9 protein-coding genes are annotated in these 17022 nt (G+C 44.5%); 1 reads left to right on the top strand and 8 read right to left on the bottom strand.

Annotated elements, in window-relative coordinates:
- Positions 1-134: 134 nt before the first annotated feature.
- From DACSA_RS13965 to DACSA_RS20855, 7 genes are all read right to left on the bottom strand, one after another.
- Positions 135-6407: an Ig-like domain-containing protein gene (locus DACSA_RS13965; protein ID WP_198007571.1), complete on the bottom strand. Its 6273-nt coding sequence runs from the start codon at positions 6405-6407 to the stop codon at positions 135-137.
- Positions 6376-7923: a hypothetical protein gene (locus DACSA_RS13960; RefSeq protein WP_015230376.1), complete on the bottom strand. Its 1548-nt coding sequence runs from the start codon at positions 7921-7923 to the stop codon at positions 6376-6378. Before DACSA_RS13960 ends, DACSA_RS13965 begins: the two co-directional genes overlap by 32 nt.
- A 244-nt stretch (positions 7924-8167) precedes the next feature.
- Positions 8168-8305: a hypothetical protein gene (locus DACSA_RS20860; protein ID WP_156800807.1), complete on the bottom strand. Its 138-nt coding sequence runs from the start codon at positions 8303-8305 to the stop codon at positions 8168-8170.
- An 11-nt stretch (positions 8306-8316) separates the two neighbouring features.
- Positions 8317-8499, bottom strand: coding sequence for a hypothetical protein (locus DACSA_RS13955; RefSeq protein ID WP_015230375.1), 183 nt, complete (start codon positions 8497-8499; stop codon positions 8317-8319).
- Between the two features lie 31 nt (positions 8500-8530).
- Positions 8531-8719, bottom strand: coding sequence for a hypothetical protein (locus DACSA_RS13950; protein WP_041235503.1), 189 nt, complete (start codon positions 8717-8719; stop codon positions 8531-8533).
- 45 nt (positions 8720-8764) lie between these two features.
- Positions 8765-9715 carry a hypothetical protein gene (locus DACSA_RS13945; protein ID WP_232225098.1) on the bottom strand — a complete coding sequence of 317 codons (951 nt, stop codon included), beginning with the start codon at positions 9713-9715 and terminating at the stop codon, positions 8765-8767.
- Between the two features lie 189 nt (positions 9716-9904).
- On the bottom strand, positions 9905-10057 hold the full coding sequence (locus DACSA_RS20855; RefSeq protein ID WP_198007570.1) for a hypothetical protein: 153 nt from the start codon (positions 10055-10057) through the stop codon (positions 9905-9907).
- A gap of 89 nt (positions 10058-10146) precedes the next feature.
- Here DACSA_RS20855 and DACSA_RS22620 point away from each other — a divergent pair, with 89 nt between their 5' ends.
- On the top strand, positions 10147-10269 hold the full coding sequence (locus DACSA_RS22620; RefSeq protein ID WP_269544605.1) for a hypothetical protein: 123 nt from the start codon (positions 10147-10149) through the stop codon (positions 10267-10269).
- Between the two features lie 191 nt (positions 10270-10460).
- Here DACSA_RS22620 and DACSA_RS13940 read toward each other — a convergent pair whose 3' ends face one another.
- Positions 10461-16931, bottom strand: a complete 6471-nt coding sequence (locus tag DACSA_RS13940; protein WP_015230373.1) for a pre-peptidase C-terminal domain-containing protein — start codon at positions 16929-16931, stop codon at positions 10461-10463.
- Positions 16932-17022 lie beyond the last annotated feature (91 nt).

Genomic DNA, 17022 nt, shown 5'->3' with positions numbered 1-17022 from the left:
ACTACATGAGAAATTCTCCCTGGCAGTTCTCAATCCTTCTGCAATCCAATAAATACTAGGAAGCCAATTTTCTAAGTCGGGGGTTGGGCATTAAATTGATTCAATACCACCTCAGAATAGGAAATTTAATCAACTTAACCAACACTCTCCTCAAAAATATCAGGATTGATTTCATAGCCGATGCGATTAGCCACACGCACCGCATCTACGGGAGAAATCGCCCCATCTAGATCAAAATCAATGCGATCCAAATCTAAACCAAAGCGATTTCCTTCTGTCACCTCTTCCGTTATCACCTCACCAATATTTCGGAAAACCGCATTGGCATCATTGAAATCGACAATCTTGTCGGAAACAATTTCATCGTCTTGATTCGGCAACACCCCCTCTTCACTGCTATTCACAAAATCCCAAGGGAAGAAAGCAATATCATCAATATTGACTCCCTCCGTATCATTCAAAGCATTATTGGCAAATGCCTCCTCCTCTTCCCCAGAATTATCACTATTAACAATGCGAACGCCGAGATAGTCAATGTTATTGGACTCAAAGAACCCTTCTTCACCATCATCATCAATGGGGCGTTTTTGTCCAAACACAGAAGGGTCATCCTCTAGGGCTTCAGCTAAAAGCGTTTCCACTGGTAGCGATACCTCTGACTGTTCATTAACCTCCCTTTCCGCTTCTAATTCATCAAAAGCAAGGGTTTTAACCACCTGTGGTTCTTCTTCGCTAAGTTGGTCAATACTCTCTGCGGTGTAGTAAAGCACTTCTACTTGGAAACCAGAACTCGCTGCATTCCCTTCGTTAGCTACTGTCAAATTAACGGTGGTTTCTCCGCCTAATACGTGGTCAATTTCAGCATCAAATTCAGTGATCACTAAATCAGCACCTTTTACGCTTTCACCAACAATATTCAGAGTATTCTCACCGTAACGGGTGGCTTCCGTTAAATCTGTATCAATGCCAAAGAGGGTGTTTAGCGCTGTTTCTCCTTCTGCGGCATTGGTGCTAACTTCTAATAAACCAGCGGCTTGAGCGGTAGCTGTAAAAATTGCAACTTCTTGAGTTCCTGTCTCTGGGTTTAATCGGGAATTAGACCCCCCAAATTCATTCACTAAGCCCTCTCCTTCTTGAATCGCATTACTTAGGTCGATGACTGGAGATTGAAAAGGCTCTTCTAAGCGTGCTTCGTTGACATCTATTAAGACTGTGTCATAAACCACATCGGCAAACGCACTAAAGACCCCCAATTGTTCTGGACGTAAATCTTCTGCTGAGAGAACAATCTCAAAGGTATCTCCCACTGCCACTTCTGACAAGGGATTGCCTGCTGAGTCTTGGAAATCAACCTTGACTTCCATTGCTTCCACTACCCCTTGAACACCAGTTACTCCTTCTTCTTGGAAAGTCACCATCTGATTGGTCATGGCGAGATTTAAGTTCGGGGCGATGTCATTATTCCCATCTAGATTGGTAATTTGCTCGATCGCGTTAATTCTTGTAAAGTTGGTTCGATCGCGCTGATCTCCTCGCCCCGCTATAATGTTAATCCCCGAATCCGGACGTTGTCCGGCTTCACTAGCTAAGAGAGCGGTATTGCCGCCTCCTATGGCTCGGAAATGGAGGCTAAAGACACGGTTATCATCAGGAAGGGCAGCTGGACTAGAGACCAAATTTCCTCCTCCTACTTCATTGACTAAGCCTTCCTCATTACGAACCTGTCCCTTTGTGCCGAGTCCATAGGAAGGGTTCCGAATAATGCCATCGACCAGACCATCCTCATCATCTACGGTCTCATTATTTTCCACTACTTCTAGCACTTGCGGATCAAACATGAGATCGGCATAAGCAGCGACGACCGCTTGAGAAGGATTATTATCGGTTAGAAGGTCTTGAAAACGGACATCAACTAGAAATTCTTCCCCAATTTGTAATCCATCATTCAGTTGCTCTTCTTTTCCTGGCACTGGTTTTACGTCGAGGAGAACTTGTACTGTCGAATCTTCTAGGGGACGATTCACGGTTACTGATACAGTTCCTTGATCCGAACCGCCACTTTCATTATCTGCTGTGTATGTAAATGTATCTACCCCTGCAAAGTCTGGATCGGGAGTATAGATTAAACTGGAATCTTCTACGGTAACTGTTCCCCCTTTTTCGGTGGTTTTCGGGAAGTTATCGTCATTGATTTCATTCACTCCTTGATCATCGTTAGCAACGTCGTTGGCTAAAACATCAATGGTGACGGCTCGATCGGAGTTAGTAAATTCACGATCGTCGTTTACAGAGGGTCGAATTTCTTCTATGGGCGCTTGTGCGGCTGCGGGAGCGTTTTCTACTCCTAGATTTAGTTGATATTCTCCAGTTTTTCCGTCATTAGTGCCATCATCAAAGGCGCTAACACGGATGAAGTAGGTGTCATCTTCTTCAATTTCAATGCTTACTTCTGGATGGGGGAAGTCTCCTGCATCGTATTCTTCTTCTAGGAGATTGTCTGTTTCATCGCTTTTGAACAACTCGACAAAACTCTCTAAGTCTGAGTCGCGTCCATTGACTTCAATGTTTAAGGTTTGTCCTTGAGACAATTCTACTTGATAGAAGTCAAGGTCGGTTTCTACATTATTCGGGTGATCACCAATGAAACCATTGCGGGTAAAGCGGTTGTTGGCAAGTTCAGCTTTGATTGCCGTTTCGCGAGTGTCGTTGGTGGGATTTTCTGGTGGAATGGCTTCGCTAAGAGTGATTTCGATTTCATAATCACCGATGGCACCGACTTTGAGGTTTTCTCCTGTCTGGGGATTATACGCTTCATTACCTAAACCACTCACTCCCACGTAATAAGTTCCGTCGGTGGTGGGGAGAAATTCTAATCGGGAGTCTAAAGTGTTGCTGGTTTCATCGTCATTGAAGGCGACTGCTTCTCCTTCACTGTTGAAGATGCGAAGGAGAGAGTCAAAATTGGTGTTGAGGTTTTCGGTGTTAATCTCGGCGGTGAGACGGGTTTTGGTATCCAGTTCCACTTGGAAGATATCTACGTCTGATCCCGCTTCTTCTAAGTTGGGATTATTGCCAATGGCGTTGGTTTGTTTGAGGCTACCGAGGCTGTCTGCGGTTAAACTGGTGGCGGTGGCGGTGTCTAGAGTGTCGTTTTCTTCTTCGGCACCGGCTTCTAATTCGGGCGTTTCTTGTTCGGTAACGATGAGTTGGTAACTTCCTGTACTGGCAAAGGGGGCGCCGCTGCCTTCTTCGTTGAGATCATAGTCTTCGTTGCCAAAGCCACTGACACCGATGAGGTAATCTTCGGTTTCTACGGTTTCGGCAACCTGAAACTCGATGCGGGAATTGTTACTGTTTCCGATGTCGTCATTGAAGGCAATTTCTTCTCCTTGGGCGTTGAATAGTCGTAAGACGGGGTCAAGACGGGAGGTGCTGTTCAGAGTGATGCTAATGGCTTGGTCAGCTTCGAGGGAGAGGGTGTAAAGGTCAACATCTAATCCTGGAACGGTGACAAATTCCGTTCTATCGCCAATATTCCCTTGAATTTCATCTCCCACTAACAAGGCGGTGGCGGTGTCGAGGGTGTCGTTGGGAGAGGCTTCGGGGGGACTATCTTCACGGGAAACATCTTGCGTAATGTTGATTTCATACGCGCCTGTTGCCCCTGGACTTTGTCCACTTTCGGGGTTGTAGGGGCTATACAGGTCGTTTGCTTGGTCGCTGACTCCGACATAATAGAGGCCGCTGAAGGGGGCGCTAAATTCGAGATAGGGGTCATTTCCTAATTGTTCACCTGGGGCTTTGGCGTTATCGTTGAAGCCGGTGGGAACTTGACCCCCTGTGGCATTGAAGACCTGTAGAATTAAGTCAAGGGGGCTGTTGACTTCGGTATCAAGATCAATGGTAATCGTTTCTCCTTGCTGAAGTTGAACTTGGTAAAGATCAACATCTTTATTGGCTTGAAAAGTGGCGTTGTCACCAATGAAGGCTTCTTCACGGAATAATCCCTCTTCGTCAAGGCTAGAAGCGATCTCCATTGCTTGCGGAATTGTGTCATTAGCTGGCTCTTCACCAGTAATGGAAGACAGGGTGAGGGTTAAGTTATACGCTCCTGTGCTGCCCTTAGTGCCCGAGTTTTCAAGATTAGGGTTATAGCTGGTATTGCTAAATCCACTGACACCGACATAGTAAGTTGCTCGTTCGACTGCTTCGTCAACGGTGAAGGTGACAAGAGAATCGGTTTCGCCATTGCTATCATCATTGAGAGCCACTTCCAAGCCATTGCTATCAAAAATTCTCAGGATGGAATCGAGGGCCGAGTTCTCATTGGTGTCAATATCTGCGGTGAGTCGGTCTCCTTGAGTTAAGGTCATCTTATAGAGATCAATATCTTGGTTCTCGAAGCTGTTATCTCCAATTTCTCCAGAAATGGTGACATTCGGTTGATTCTCTAAGTCAAGTTGGGTATTGGTGGCAGTGACTAGGGTATCATTGGGTTCTTCTGTGGTGATTGAGGCTCCGACGGTTACCAAGAAGGTTTCTTCTCTCGAGAGTCCATTGCTATCCGTAGCAGTGACCGTCACTTCACTGCTTCCTTCATTATTAGACGGAAATTGGAGGAAAAGTCTTCCACTTCCCTCATCAACTGGAGAAAGACTCACTAAGTTAGGGTTGCTACTAATGACAGTAAAACTCAGGTTGGAGTCGTCGTCTTGATTGTCTTCAAAGGTTTCAAACAAATTTAGTCGAATGGGATCACTGTCTGATGGGATATTCCGATCATCGATGGGGTTGACCACTTCGGGAGGGGTGTCAATTGTAATGGTAAAGGAGTAATTGATGCTGAAACCATCAGTGTCAGTGGCTTGAACCGTGATGTCGCTACTCCCCCCGCCTGAAAAGGGAATGAAACTGAGTTCTCCTGCACTCAAGGCTGTTTCAATCAAGGCATTGTTAGTATTTTCGAGAACGCGGTAGGTTAGATCGGAATCAGCATCTTCGCTATCTTCAAAGACATCAAACAGATTAATTGGGTCAGGGAGTTCTTCTTGATTGATAGTAAAGTCGTCAATGGGATTGACCACTTGGGGCGGTCCTGGGATAGTTTCATCAACATCGTTGATTGTGACCGCAAACTCTTCAGTAACTGTCTCTTGTGAGTCATTAACACTCACTTGAACGTTATAAACATTATCTTCACCATCATCTTCAGGATTTTCAAAGTCGGGAGGGTTAATAAAGCTCAAGTTGCCATCGGCATCAATGGTGAATAAGGCTTCGTCAGCACCACCGGAGAAAGAGAAAGTGAGGTCATCCCCATCAGGGTCACTGGCTACCGCTGCCACAACTAAAGCGGTGTTTTCATCAAGGGCTTGTTCTGTGGCAACATCAAAGACGGGCGGGAGATTATCAGTGATACCTTCAACAGTGATTTCTACATCTGCGGTATCTGTACCACCATTCCCGTCAGCTACGGTGTAAGTAAAGGTATCAGTAGCAGTATCCCCGTCGTTGAGGTCTTCAAACGCGCCACTGGGGTCATACTCATAGCTTCCATCAGCATTGAGAGTGAGTAACGCACCGGAGTCTAAGGTGATTTCTGTGTCAACCTTACCCGCTTCTCCATTTACGGCCCTGACAGTTAGAGCATCTCCATCAGGATCAACGTCATTGGCGAGAACGCCATTTGCCGCATCAACTGTAAAGGAACTATCTTCGTCGGTGCTACCCGTATCATCTACCGCATTTGGAGGGTCATTATTGTCATCTGTCTCAGGGAGAGTCAGGCTACCAAAATCAGTTTGGCTTCTTTGGTCTCCCGGCTTACTAAGTACATTAATTCCACTAAAGATCCCGTCAACGGCTTGACTTTCAATCGTAGTTGGGTTTTCGGGAGTAATGTCTTCGGTAGCAGTGAAAAGGATACTAAAAACACGATTCTCTTCAGGAAAACTTTCTTCCCCGAAAACCACTGCCCCCCCTCCTACTTCTGCTACTATACCATCAAGGTTACGCACAGTTCCTGTGCGTCCAGTAATGTAGTCTGGACCACGAACAATGCCATCGACGACCCCATCTTCCCCATCAACTGTGTTGTCGTCTTCTACTACTTGTAAAACGTTCGGATCAAACAATAGATCAGCATAACCAAATGTGACAGCTTGAGAAGGGTTATCTTCAGTAACCAAATCGAGGAAACGAACATCAACTAAAAACTCATCTCCGCTTTGTATCCCATCTTCAAGTTGAGCTTCTTGACCTGGAATGGCTCGAAGTTCTAAATTGACTTCTACTGTTGGTTCTGCTGTGACATTAATTTCTACTGTCCCAGTATCCGTAAATTCTCCGTCACTGACTTCAACGGTTAAGAAAAACTCAATCTGCAAGCTGAAGGTCATCAATGTCATCAACAAAGATTTCACCGATATTTTCAAAAGGATCAATTACAAAGGGAGGAATTCCATCCCCATCAATATCCTCGTTTCCATCGACAATTGTAAACTCTAGAAAATCTCCGTCGGGATCAGAAGCAACAATCTCACCTAAAAAACTAAATAAACTTTCATTATCGATGGTGAAGGTTGTATCTTCTACAATTGGGGGAGCATTGCCACCCTCTCCATCTTGAACTTCGATGATATTGGCAGCAACATTACTAATTCCAACGTCAAGATATTCGTCAGCGCTACCGTCAGCAACACTGTGGTTAATAGGAGTGGTATGTTCTCCTTCTGCAAAATTGTCATCAGTAGCAGTAACCGTCACTACTTGAGTCGTGTCCCAATTCTCAGGAGTAAAAGTCAAGCTGGTTGGCTCAACACTAACTTGACCAATATTGCTAATCTCGATCGTAACGTCAGCAGTGGGTTGGCTATTTAAGACTAACTCATAACTATCTGTTGCTCCATCCTCACTAACCTCGGTACTCCCTTCACTTTCAATAATGTTAACCGCCGGACCGATCGTTTCCTGTCCATACTCGGTGTTACGGGTTTGATCTTCATCACTACTGGCGATCGTGATCAAGTTTTTCGGCTCGTCTGGTTTTTCAGCCTCAATGGTGACGGGATCGAGTGTAAAATCAGTTTGAGCCTCAAAGGTTAAGGTAAAAACCACCTGACTAGCAGGAGCATTAACATCGCTTGTGGCCGCTCCTACTTCACTAACGCGCCCCACTTGTTCGCCATTATTACCGAGGCGATTCTCTCCAGTTTGGTTAGTCGTATAACCCTCACCGTAACTAATGCCATTCTCCGCTAAAAGAACTGATGTCGGATTAAACAGAACATCAGTGTAACCCGAAAGCACGACTCCGTTAGGATTACTCTCAGAATTAGTGATTAAATCCTCAAATAAAAATTCGATTTCAAACGTTTCTCCTGCTTGGATTCCGTCTGCGGTAATTTCATTCTCTACTAACTGAGGAGTGATTTTAAAGTTGTCTGCTTGTTCAACTGTCACGCTTTCCCCATTAATTTCTAAAGTGGCGCGATCGTCTTCTTCTCGCACCTGATCCCTGAAATCTTTTCCTTGCAGTAGAGAAGCAAAAATCGCCCCTTCATCTCCTGCAGCATCTTTTTCGTTCACCACATTATCTAAATGATGCCCTAACTCTTCCATTAACACCGCCAGTGCATCTTCTTCGCTGGCTGTGGCTAACCAGTCTTCATTGAGATAAATCGTTTCCCCACTGCTGGCATAAGCCCCCATTGCGCCAGACATGGAATTATTGGATAACAGTTCCACTGCTGGCAGTTGGGAAAAATCTCCCGTTTGCCATTGCTTGATTAATTCTGTTAACGAGTCTGGGATCGTTTTTAATTGTAGAGCCTCTTGGGCGGCGGTGAATAAACGTCCACTGTTTGCGAGTTCGGTTAAGGCATTTTCCCAAGTTAGGAATAAGGGGTTAAGAGAAATCAACATGACTAATTTACCAATTGAAGGGGACTCAAAACTGGTTTCAACCAACGCTACTAAGGTAGCAAATTATAGTGGTTCAGAAAGCCGATTAATAAGATTTAAATCAATTAAATAGAATAACTAATCTCACAGATGCGATTTTGGGAATGAGTTTTAATCTTTACAGGACAATGGATTTAACTTGTGAAATCAGGAAGAAATTGTGTTGAAGTGAAGGAGAAATTGTAATAAAAGTTAATACTACTCTCTAGCAACACCAGTTTAAAAAGTTGATCCCCAAACTGACCAGACGATTATACATGATTGAAGGAAGGAATTTTAATTCGGGGCGCGATGCTCGAAGAGCGGTCACTTCGCGACATTGCGCTACTAAACTACTCATCATTGTTGGTTAGCTTAGTAATCTCTTCTGGGGAAAGCAAGCGTGAGTTCAGCAATCTGCTCAATTTCCATTCCCTTACTCAGAAGTTTTTGGGCAAATCGCTTTTGTGCATGTTCTTCACCAATTTCCATGCCCCGCTTTTGGGCTTCGCGATCGAGTGTTTCTTTTTCTTGTTGATAAAGGGGTTCTAATCTCATAATTTGTTATTCGTTATTTGTTGGTAACTGGTCATTGGTCATCAGAATTTTGGTTAATCAGTTTCGTCACTTCTTCCGGGGAAAGACCAGTCGCTTCGGCAATCTCCTGAATTTCCATTCCTTTATTGAGAAGATTAGCCGCAATTTCTCGCTGCGTGAGCTGTTTAACTTCTCGATCGCGTTGTTCACGTTCAATTTGATAAAGGGGTTCTAGTCTCATAATTTGTTATTCGTTATTCGTTATTCGTTATTTGTTGGTAACTGGTCATTGGTCATCAGAATTTTGGTTAATCAGTTTCATCACCTGTTTCCGAGAAAGACCGGTGGCTTGGGCAATTTGCTCAACTTCCATACCCATACTAAGGAGATTGGCTGCAATTTCTCGCTGTGTACGCTCTTCTCCACGTTCTTCAGCGTCTCGAACAAGTTTTTCTTTTTCTTGTTGATAAAGCGGTTCTAATCTCATAATTAATTCTCTATCCTCTGATTCAATGTCCTGCTTTGATTGTAAACCCTTTTGCAGGGTATAGAGCAGTTCCAGCGCCCTTTGACGAAAGGGATTGTTTTCACTCAAGGCTTCCAATTCATCAATTGCTTCCTTTTGAACTCTACCTCTTCCTAAAACTCTTAACCAAAGCGTTTCTTCTGTACGAGGAAGTTGATGAATGACGATGATATTGGTACTCAGTGAGCTTCCTAACGTATAAAATCCCTCTAACTCATCAGGTGTTTGCATAGCGTTAAATCCAGACAACACGGTTGAAGAAGCAGTTGGGGTTAAAATCCATAATCTAGGAACACTTTCTTCAGCCAAAGAAGATTCCTTTCGTCTTGCCTGTCGTTTCATCTGTGTTCTGACTAACAGCAACTTGAGAAGACAATCGCCAATTTGCTCAGGGGTAACAGGATTACGATAGGGTTCAAACATCGAGGGAGTAGTTGCCATCCTCCCCAGAACGCCTAACTCCTTGAGTTCCTCTAAATTTTCGGGTGCGGGTTCAAACCAAACATCAATATACTGGTCTTCTGCGGAGACTCGTTTCTGTGAGTTAATTTGACCAAAGGGTTCGAGGAGAGATTCAAAATAATCCTTAGCGAATTTGTCATGGATTAAACGAGTCATAAAATCAGGAGCGATGAACCAACTACATGATTGTAAATGATTGAGTGCTTCCTGAAAAAGTGTGCGATGCTCGTAGAGCGGTAGCTTTGCCACATCGGGGTTTGAGAAGGGTGCGCGATCGCTGTTGGGGGAGGGGGCGCGATCGCTGTTGGGGGAGGGGGCGCGATTGGGTTTGAGGGAGGGGGCGCGATTGGGTTTGAGGGAGGGGGCGCGATCGAGTGTTAAATCGGTTTGAGCCTCATCAGTGTTTTCCGAACTAAAGGGCTTGAAAAGTGCTAAAGTTTAATGATTAATTATCAATTTGATCCCCCAAGATAGCCCAGCAGCGATCGCTTCGGCGCTAATACTAATCAGACGAAATAAAGCTAAACTGCTGAGAAGAATTGCAACGGGAAAACTAGGACTTAAAAGCGCGATCGCGCCCGTTGATGTCATCGCATCGAACCAGAGAGAGTATGGTTCATAACCACATGAGAAATTCTCCCTGGCAGTTCTCAATCCTTCTGCAATCCAATAAATAGGGTTTGCTGAAAAAGTTAATTAGTTGGTGTAGTAAGGCAAGAGGCAAGAGGCAAAAGGCAAAAGGCAAAAGGCAAGAGGCAAGAGGTAAGAGGCAAGAGGTAAGAGGTAAGATTTCAAAGTTTTGATGCAGGGTGCGTGACTATTGAGCGTTCAATTTCCTTGCACCTTTTTGAGGGGTTAAGAACCTTAAAGCCTTATTGGGTAAGGGTTTCAGTTTTATTCAGGAAGCCCTAAATACTAGGAAGCCAATTTTCTAAGTCGGGGGTTGGGCATTAAATTGATTCAATACCACCTCAGAATAGGAAATTTAATCAACTTAACCAACACTCTCCTCAAAAATATTAGGATTGATTTCATAGCCGATGCGATTAGCCACACGCACCGCATCTACGGGAGAAATCGCCCCATCTAAATCTAAATCAATGCGACTTAAATCTAAGCCTTCTGTTCCCACTTGCTGAGACTCAACCACCTCATCGGTAATCACCTCACCAATGTTCTCAAACACAAAATTAGCATCGACAGGAGTCACTTGTCTATCACTGATTAAATCATCTTCTTCTCCAGCTATCACGCCATCACCGTTATTATTAACCACATCCCAGGGGAAATAAGCGATATCATCCACATTTACCCCTTCTGTTCCATCCACACCGTTATTCGTAAACTCTTCTGTAGTTTCCCCAGAACTCTCACTATTAACCAGGCGCACCCCTAAATAGTCGATATTATTCGACTCAAAGAAGCCCTCATCTGGAACGGTTTCCCCAAACACTGAAGGATCATCTTCTAACGCTTCTGCTAACATTACCTCTACTGGTAGAGACACTGCTGCGGTTTCACTTCTGCTTTCTGTTAACTCCTCAAAAGCCAGAGTTTTCACCACCATTGGTTCTTCTTCTTCTAATTCCCCTAGATCATCGGCGGTATAGTAAAGAATTTCCACTTGGAAACCTGGAGACGTTCCATCCCCTTGATTTTCCACTGTCAAATTGACCTCAGTTTCTCCTCCCAATACATGATCAACAACTGCGTCAAATTCTGTAATCACTAAATCAGGATTCCCTTCTTCTGTTTCACCGAGGATATCGAGGCGTTTTTCGCTGTAAACTGTCCCCTCTGTCACCTCTACATCCACCCCAAACAGTGTATTTTTCGCGGTTTTCCCCTCTGGGGCGTTGGTACTCACATCTAATTGTCCAGGCGCTTTGGCGGTGACGGTTAATTCGGCAAAGGTTTGACTGCCGCTTCTGACGGGATTAAAGTTCTCTTTCGTTCCCCCCAATTCATCGATTAATCCTTCTCCTGAACCCTGTTCCACTGCTGTGGGTAATTCTAAGACGGGGGAGGCAAAATCTCCCACTAATTCGGCTTCGGTGACATCAATCAAAACCGTATCATAGAAGACATCGGCAAAGACGCTAAACACTCCTAATTGTTGACCGTCTGGACGTAAGTCTTCCGCAGAGAGAACAATCTTAAACTCCTCTCCCACAGCGACATCTTCTAAGGAGTTCCCTGCTAAGTCTTGAAAGTCAATGTTCACTTGCATGGCTTCGATTATCCCTTGTACTCCTGAGATTTCGCCCTGTTCGATTACATTATTGTTGGCGAGGTTCACTGGGAAGGCACTTTCCACTGTTTCGGAGTTGGTGACGGTGGCGATATCAATTTCTGGGAAGTTAGTTTGATTGCGTTGGTCGGTGATGAAGGTATCAAACAGAGTAATTGCTGACCCGATTTGTTGTCCCGCTTCACTGGCGAAGAGGGCGGTGTTTCCTCCTCCTATTGCTTGTAAATGAAGACTGAAAATGCGGTTTTCTGCTTCTGGTGGGTCTTGTGATATGGAAAAACCTCCCACTTCATCGACTAATCCTTCTGCGTTGCGGACGGTTCCTTTACGACCTCCTGGGTATTCTGGATAACGGATGATTCCGTCGGTAATTTGGTCGTTATCAATGTCGGTATCGGTGACGACTTGCAACTGATTCGGGTTAAATCGAAGGTCGGCATACCCAGAACGCACCGCTTGCGAGGGATTTTCGCTGTTCACGCGATCGAGAAAACGAACATCAACGATAAACTCTTCTCCGATTTGCAAGCCGTCATTGAGTTGGTCTTCTTTTCCAGGAACGGAACGCACATCCAACTCAACTTGAACACTTGCGCCTTCTGGCGGACGATTAACATTGACTTCTACTGTGCCTTGGTCAAAGCCACCACTTTCATTGGCGACGGTGTAGGTGAAAGTATCAACGCCTCCAAAGTCGGGGTTGGGAGTGTATCTTAACCGCGACTGGTTATCGAGTTCAACAGTTCCGCCTTTTTCGGTGGTTGCGGTGAAGTCAGTAATTTCGAGAAAGCCTTGGTCATCGTTGGCGCTGTCATTTCCCAAAACATTAAAGATAGCAGTGCGCTGGGAGGCAGCCCGAAAGCGATCGTTGTTGGCGGTGGGTCGGATTTCTTCGACGGGGGGTTGGGCGGCAAGGGGAGGGGGTGCGACGGCTAGGTTGAGGCGATAGTCTCCGATGCTATCGTCTGGGATACCGTCTTCATTGTTATCGAAGGCGCTGATTTGTAGGAAGTAGGTGTCGTCTTCGGGAATGGTTAAGTTGAGGCTGGGGTGAGGGAAGTCTCCCGCTTCATATTCGAGGGGAATTTCTTCATCCTTACTGTTGAAGAGACGGACGAAACTTTCGAGGTTGTCTCCGTTCACTCTTATATTGAGGATGCTTCCTTGTTCTAAGTCAATTTCGTAGAAGTCTCGATCGACCTCAACATTAGTATTGTCACCGATTACACCATTGGTGCTAAAGCGGTTATTGGTTAAGTTGACTTGGCTTGCTGTTTCGGGGGTTTCGTTGGTGGGATTTTCTTGGGGAGTGACTTCATTGAGGCGAAGTTCAATTTCATAATCTCCGATGCTGCCAACGTTACCGCTACTGACTGTCTTGGGGTTATATTTTTCATTCCCTAAGCCACTGACTCCGACATAATAGGTTCCGGCTGCGGTGGGGATAAATTCTAATTGGGAGTCTAAATTGTCGCTGCTTTCATCATCATTAAAGTCGAGTTGTTCTCCTTCACTGTTAAAGACACGGAGGAGGGAGTCAAAGTCACTGTTGAAGTTTTCGGTGTTAATCTCGGCGGTGAGACGGGTATTAGTATCTAGTTCTACTTGGAAGATATCTACATCTAATCCTGCTTCTTCTAAATTGGGATTATTGCCAATGGCGTTGGTTTGTTTGAGGCTACCGAGGCTGTCTGCGGTTAAACTGGTGGCGGTGGCGGTGTCTAGAGTGTCGTTTTCTTCTTCTTCTCCTGCTTCTAATTCGGGCGTTTCTTGTTCGGTAACGATGAGTTGGTAACTTCCTGTACTGGCAAAGGGCGCACCGCTTCCTTCTTGTTCTGGATTATAGTTGCTGTTGTCAAAGCCGCTAACCCCGAGGAAATAGTCGCCGTTGTCGGGAACGCGGAAGTCGATGCGGGCGTTGTTACTATCTCCGATGTCGTCATTGAAGGCGATTTCTTCTCCGTTGGCATTGAACAGGCGTAGGATGGGGTCAAGGCGAGATGTGGGGTTAGCGTTGATGTTGATGGCTTGGTCAGCTTCGAGGGTGAGGGTGTAAAGGTCAACGTCTAATCCTGGAACGGTGACAAATTCCGTTCTATCGCCAATATTCCCTTGAATTTCATCTCCCACTAACAAGGCGGTGGCGGTGTCGAGAGTGTCGTTGGGAGAGGCTTCGGGGGGACTATCTTCACGGGAAACATCTTGCGTAATGTTGATTTCATACGCACCTGTTGCCCCTGGACTTTGTCCACTTTCGGGGTTGTAGGGGCTATACAGGTCGTTGGCTTGGTCGCTGATTCCGACATAATAGGTGCCGCTAAAGGGGGCGGTAAATTCGAGATAGGGGTCATTTCCTAATTGTTCACCTGGGGCTTTGGCGTTATCGTTGAAGCCGTTGGGAACGTTACCACCAGTGGCGTTGAAGATGCGTAGGATGGGATTGAGGGGACTGTTTTCTGTGGTGTCGATGTCGATGGTGGCGGTTTCCCCTTGAGTCAGTTGAATTTCGTAAAAGTCAACGTCGAGGTTGGGGTTATTAAGGGTGCTGTTGTCGCCGAGGAAGCCAGGTTGTTGAAATTGCCCGTTTTCTTGAATCAAGGCGCTGGTGGCGATGGCTTGGGAAATGGTATCGTTGGGGGTTTCGCTGGCGGTACTGGTGAGGGTGAGGGCGAGGTTATAACTGCCAGTGTCTCCTTTACTACCAGAGTTTTCTAAGTTGGGTTTGTATTGGTCATTACCAAAGCCACTGACTCCAATATAGTAGGTTTGTGAGGTGTCAGCACTAAATTCTAATAGGGAGTCGTTTTCCCCTTGTTGGCTGTCGTCGTTGCGTTCTACTTGTTGTCCAAAGCTGTCGAAGAGTCTTAAAAAGGAGTCGAGGGAGGAGTTATCATCAGTGTTGATGTCGGCGGTGAGTTGGTCGCCTTTTTGCAGTTCGAGGCGATAAAGGTCGATATCTTGATCACCGAAATTGTTGTCGCCAATTTCGCCAGCGAGGTTGAGGTTGGGGGTGTTGGGGCTGAGTTGAGGGGTGCTGGCGGTTTCTAAGGTGTCGTTATTTTCTTCGAGGCTGATGGCTTCGCCACTGGGGTTAACGGTGACGGTGAAGGTTTCGGTGGTGGTGAATCCACTGGTATCTTTCGCTCTAACGGTGATTTCACTGGTTCCTGTGCGTGTGGAGGGGAATTGCAGGAATAGCCTTCCTGTATTGGAGTCTAAGGCGGTGCGAACCAGATTTTTATTGCTACTGTTTGCGGTTAATTTGAGTTCTTCGTCTGTATCTTGGTCATCTTGGAAGGTGTCGAACAGGTTAATCGGATCAAGGTTTTCTCCATGAGTCAGGGTGATTTCATTTAGAGGTGCGTTAATGCTTGGTTTCCCATTTTGTCGGTTAATGGTCAGGGTGAATGTTTCTCTAACTCTTAACCCTTGACTATCTGTCGCTTCGATCGTAATCTCACTACTACCTGCAGCCGTCGCAGGAATCAAGTTGAGTTCACCGCTTTCCGTGTCGAGGGCTGTTTCTACTAACTCAGAATTGGTGTTTTCAACGACTGTATAGGTAAGATTAGCATCATCATCTTCGGTGTCTTCAAAGGTGTCAAAAAGATTGATGGGGTCGGGGAGTTCTCCTTGAGTGAGAGTTATGTTATCAAGGAAATTTTCTACAATTGGAGGATTTCCAAGCACTGCTTCTATTTCTAGAGAATTAACTAACTCATTCCTTTGGTTATTAAATCCCTCTTGAACTTGGGCTAAAGTGAGATTAAACGTTGATTGATCGAAACGTCCCAAGGCTTCAAAATTAACAGTGACTAAATCTAACGGTAAATCTTCAGCAGTGGTATTAGATTCATTGAGGGGCCAATTTAATTCAGCATTAGGATTAGAAAAGATTTGTGGATCAGAATACAAAAAAGTCAAAATTCGATCGGTGCTGCTGTCACCATCAAAATCTTGTGTATCTTCTTGATCTTGAGTTTCTTCTAATCCTTGTCCTCCAAAATCGAAAACAGTTGTTAGTTCCTGAAACGCTACTTGTTCTGAATTATAATGAAGTCTAAAATTTAATCCTCTTGCGGTAATCTCTGGATTCAAGTTTTCAATATCGTAGGCTAAATTAACCTCAAAATCTTGATTAGCTTGAACCGTTGGCGTTGTTAATTCAGGAATCACTAATTGTCGTGGTTGATTAGAATTATCAGGAATAATAGTGGTTGTAGAAAGGATTTCATTCCTTTGATTATCAAATCCCTCTTGAACTTGGGCTAAAGTGAGATTAAGCGTTGATCGATCGAAACGTCCCAAGGCTTCAAAATTAACAGTGACTAAATCTAACGGTAAATCTTCAGCAGTGGTATTAGATTCATTGAGGGGCCAATTTAATTCAGCATTAGGATTAGAAAAGATTTGTGGATCAGAATACAAAAAAGTCAAAATTCGATCAGTGCTGCTGTCACCATCAAAATCTTGCGTATCTTCTTGATCTTGAGTTTCTTCTAATCCTTGTCCTCCAAAATCGAAAACAGTTGTTAGTTCCTGAAACGCTACTTGTTCTGAATTATAATGAAGTCTAAAATTTAATCCTCTTGCGGTAATCTCTGGATTCAGGTTTTCAATCTCGTAGGCTAAATTAACCTCAAAATCTTGATTAGCTTGAACCGTTGGCGTTGTTAATTCAGGAATCACTAATTGTCGTGGTTGGTTAGAATTATCAGGAATAATAGTGGTTGTAGAAAGGATTTCATTCCTTTGATTATCAAATCCCTCTTGAACTTGGGAGAGGGTAAAATTAACAACTGTTTCTGTTTCCAGATTACTACTATCGAAATTTACCGCAAAAAGAGAAACAGGTAAACTGTCGATATTGTTGTCTGCTAGGGGCCAATCTAAAGTGGCGCTAGGATTACTAAAAACATCGGGATCAGCATAAAGAAAGCTAATTACTTGATCCGTTTGCGGATTATTATCTAAATCATTTCTATCATCTTGAGGGGCTAATTGTGTAAAATCTTGTGGTTGTGCGCCAAAAGTAAACACATCGCTAAAGTCTTCAAATTGTAACTGACTTGAATCATAATGAAGTTTGAAACCTAAACCTCTCGCTGGAGAATTGAGTGGGTCTTCTGTGCTATATTCAACAACAATTGTCGCTAAGTCTTGACCACTGATAACAGATAATAATTCTTCGGTTGTAATAATTTGTTGTGCCATTATATTTGTTCCTTATCTTGTCTTAAGAAATCTCGCCAGTTTAATTGATTCAGTTGTATCACTCGGTAGTTAAATTCTAAAATGTTAAAAT

The sequence above is a fragment of the Dactylococcopsis salina PCC 8305 genome, from assembly GCF_000317615.1.
Classification (GTDB): Bacteria; Cyanobacteriota; Cyanobacteriia; order Cyanobacteriales; family Rubidibacteraceae; genus Halothece; species Halothece salina.
Note: the sequence above shows the minus strand (reverse complement) of the source record. Positions and strands in the feature narration are given on the sequence as shown.

Excerpts from the sequence above, each read along its gene's own strand:
- DACSA_RS13965 (WP_198007571.1), bottom strand. The coding sequence starts at position 6,407 with ATGACATTGATGACCTTCAGCTTGCAGATTGAGTTTTTCTTAACCGTT.
- DACSA_RS13960 (WP_015230376.1), bottom strand. The coding sequence starts at position 7,923 with ATGTTGATTTCTCTTAACCCCTTATTCCTAACTTGGGAAAATGCCTTA.
- DACSA_RS20860 (WP_156800807.1), bottom strand. The coding sequence starts at position 8,305 with ATGATGAGTAGTTTAGTAGCGCAATGTCGCGAAGTGACCGCTCTTCGA.
- DACSA_RS13955 (WP_015230375.1), bottom strand. The coding sequence starts at position 8,499 with ATGAGATTAGAACCCCTTTATCAACAAGAAAAAGAAACACTCGATCGC.
- DACSA_RS13950 (WP_041235503.1), bottom strand. The coding sequence starts at position 8,719 with ATGAGACTAGAACCCCTTTATCAAATTGAACGTGAACAACGCGATCGA.
- DACSA_RS20855 (WP_198007570.1), bottom strand. The coding sequence starts at position 10,057 with ATGACATCAACGGGCGCGATCGCGCTTTTAAGTCCTAGTTTTCCCGTT.
- DACSA_RS13940 (WP_015230373.1), bottom strand. The coding sequence starts at position 16,931 with ATGGCACAACAAATTATTACAACCGAAGAATTATTATCTGTTATCAGT.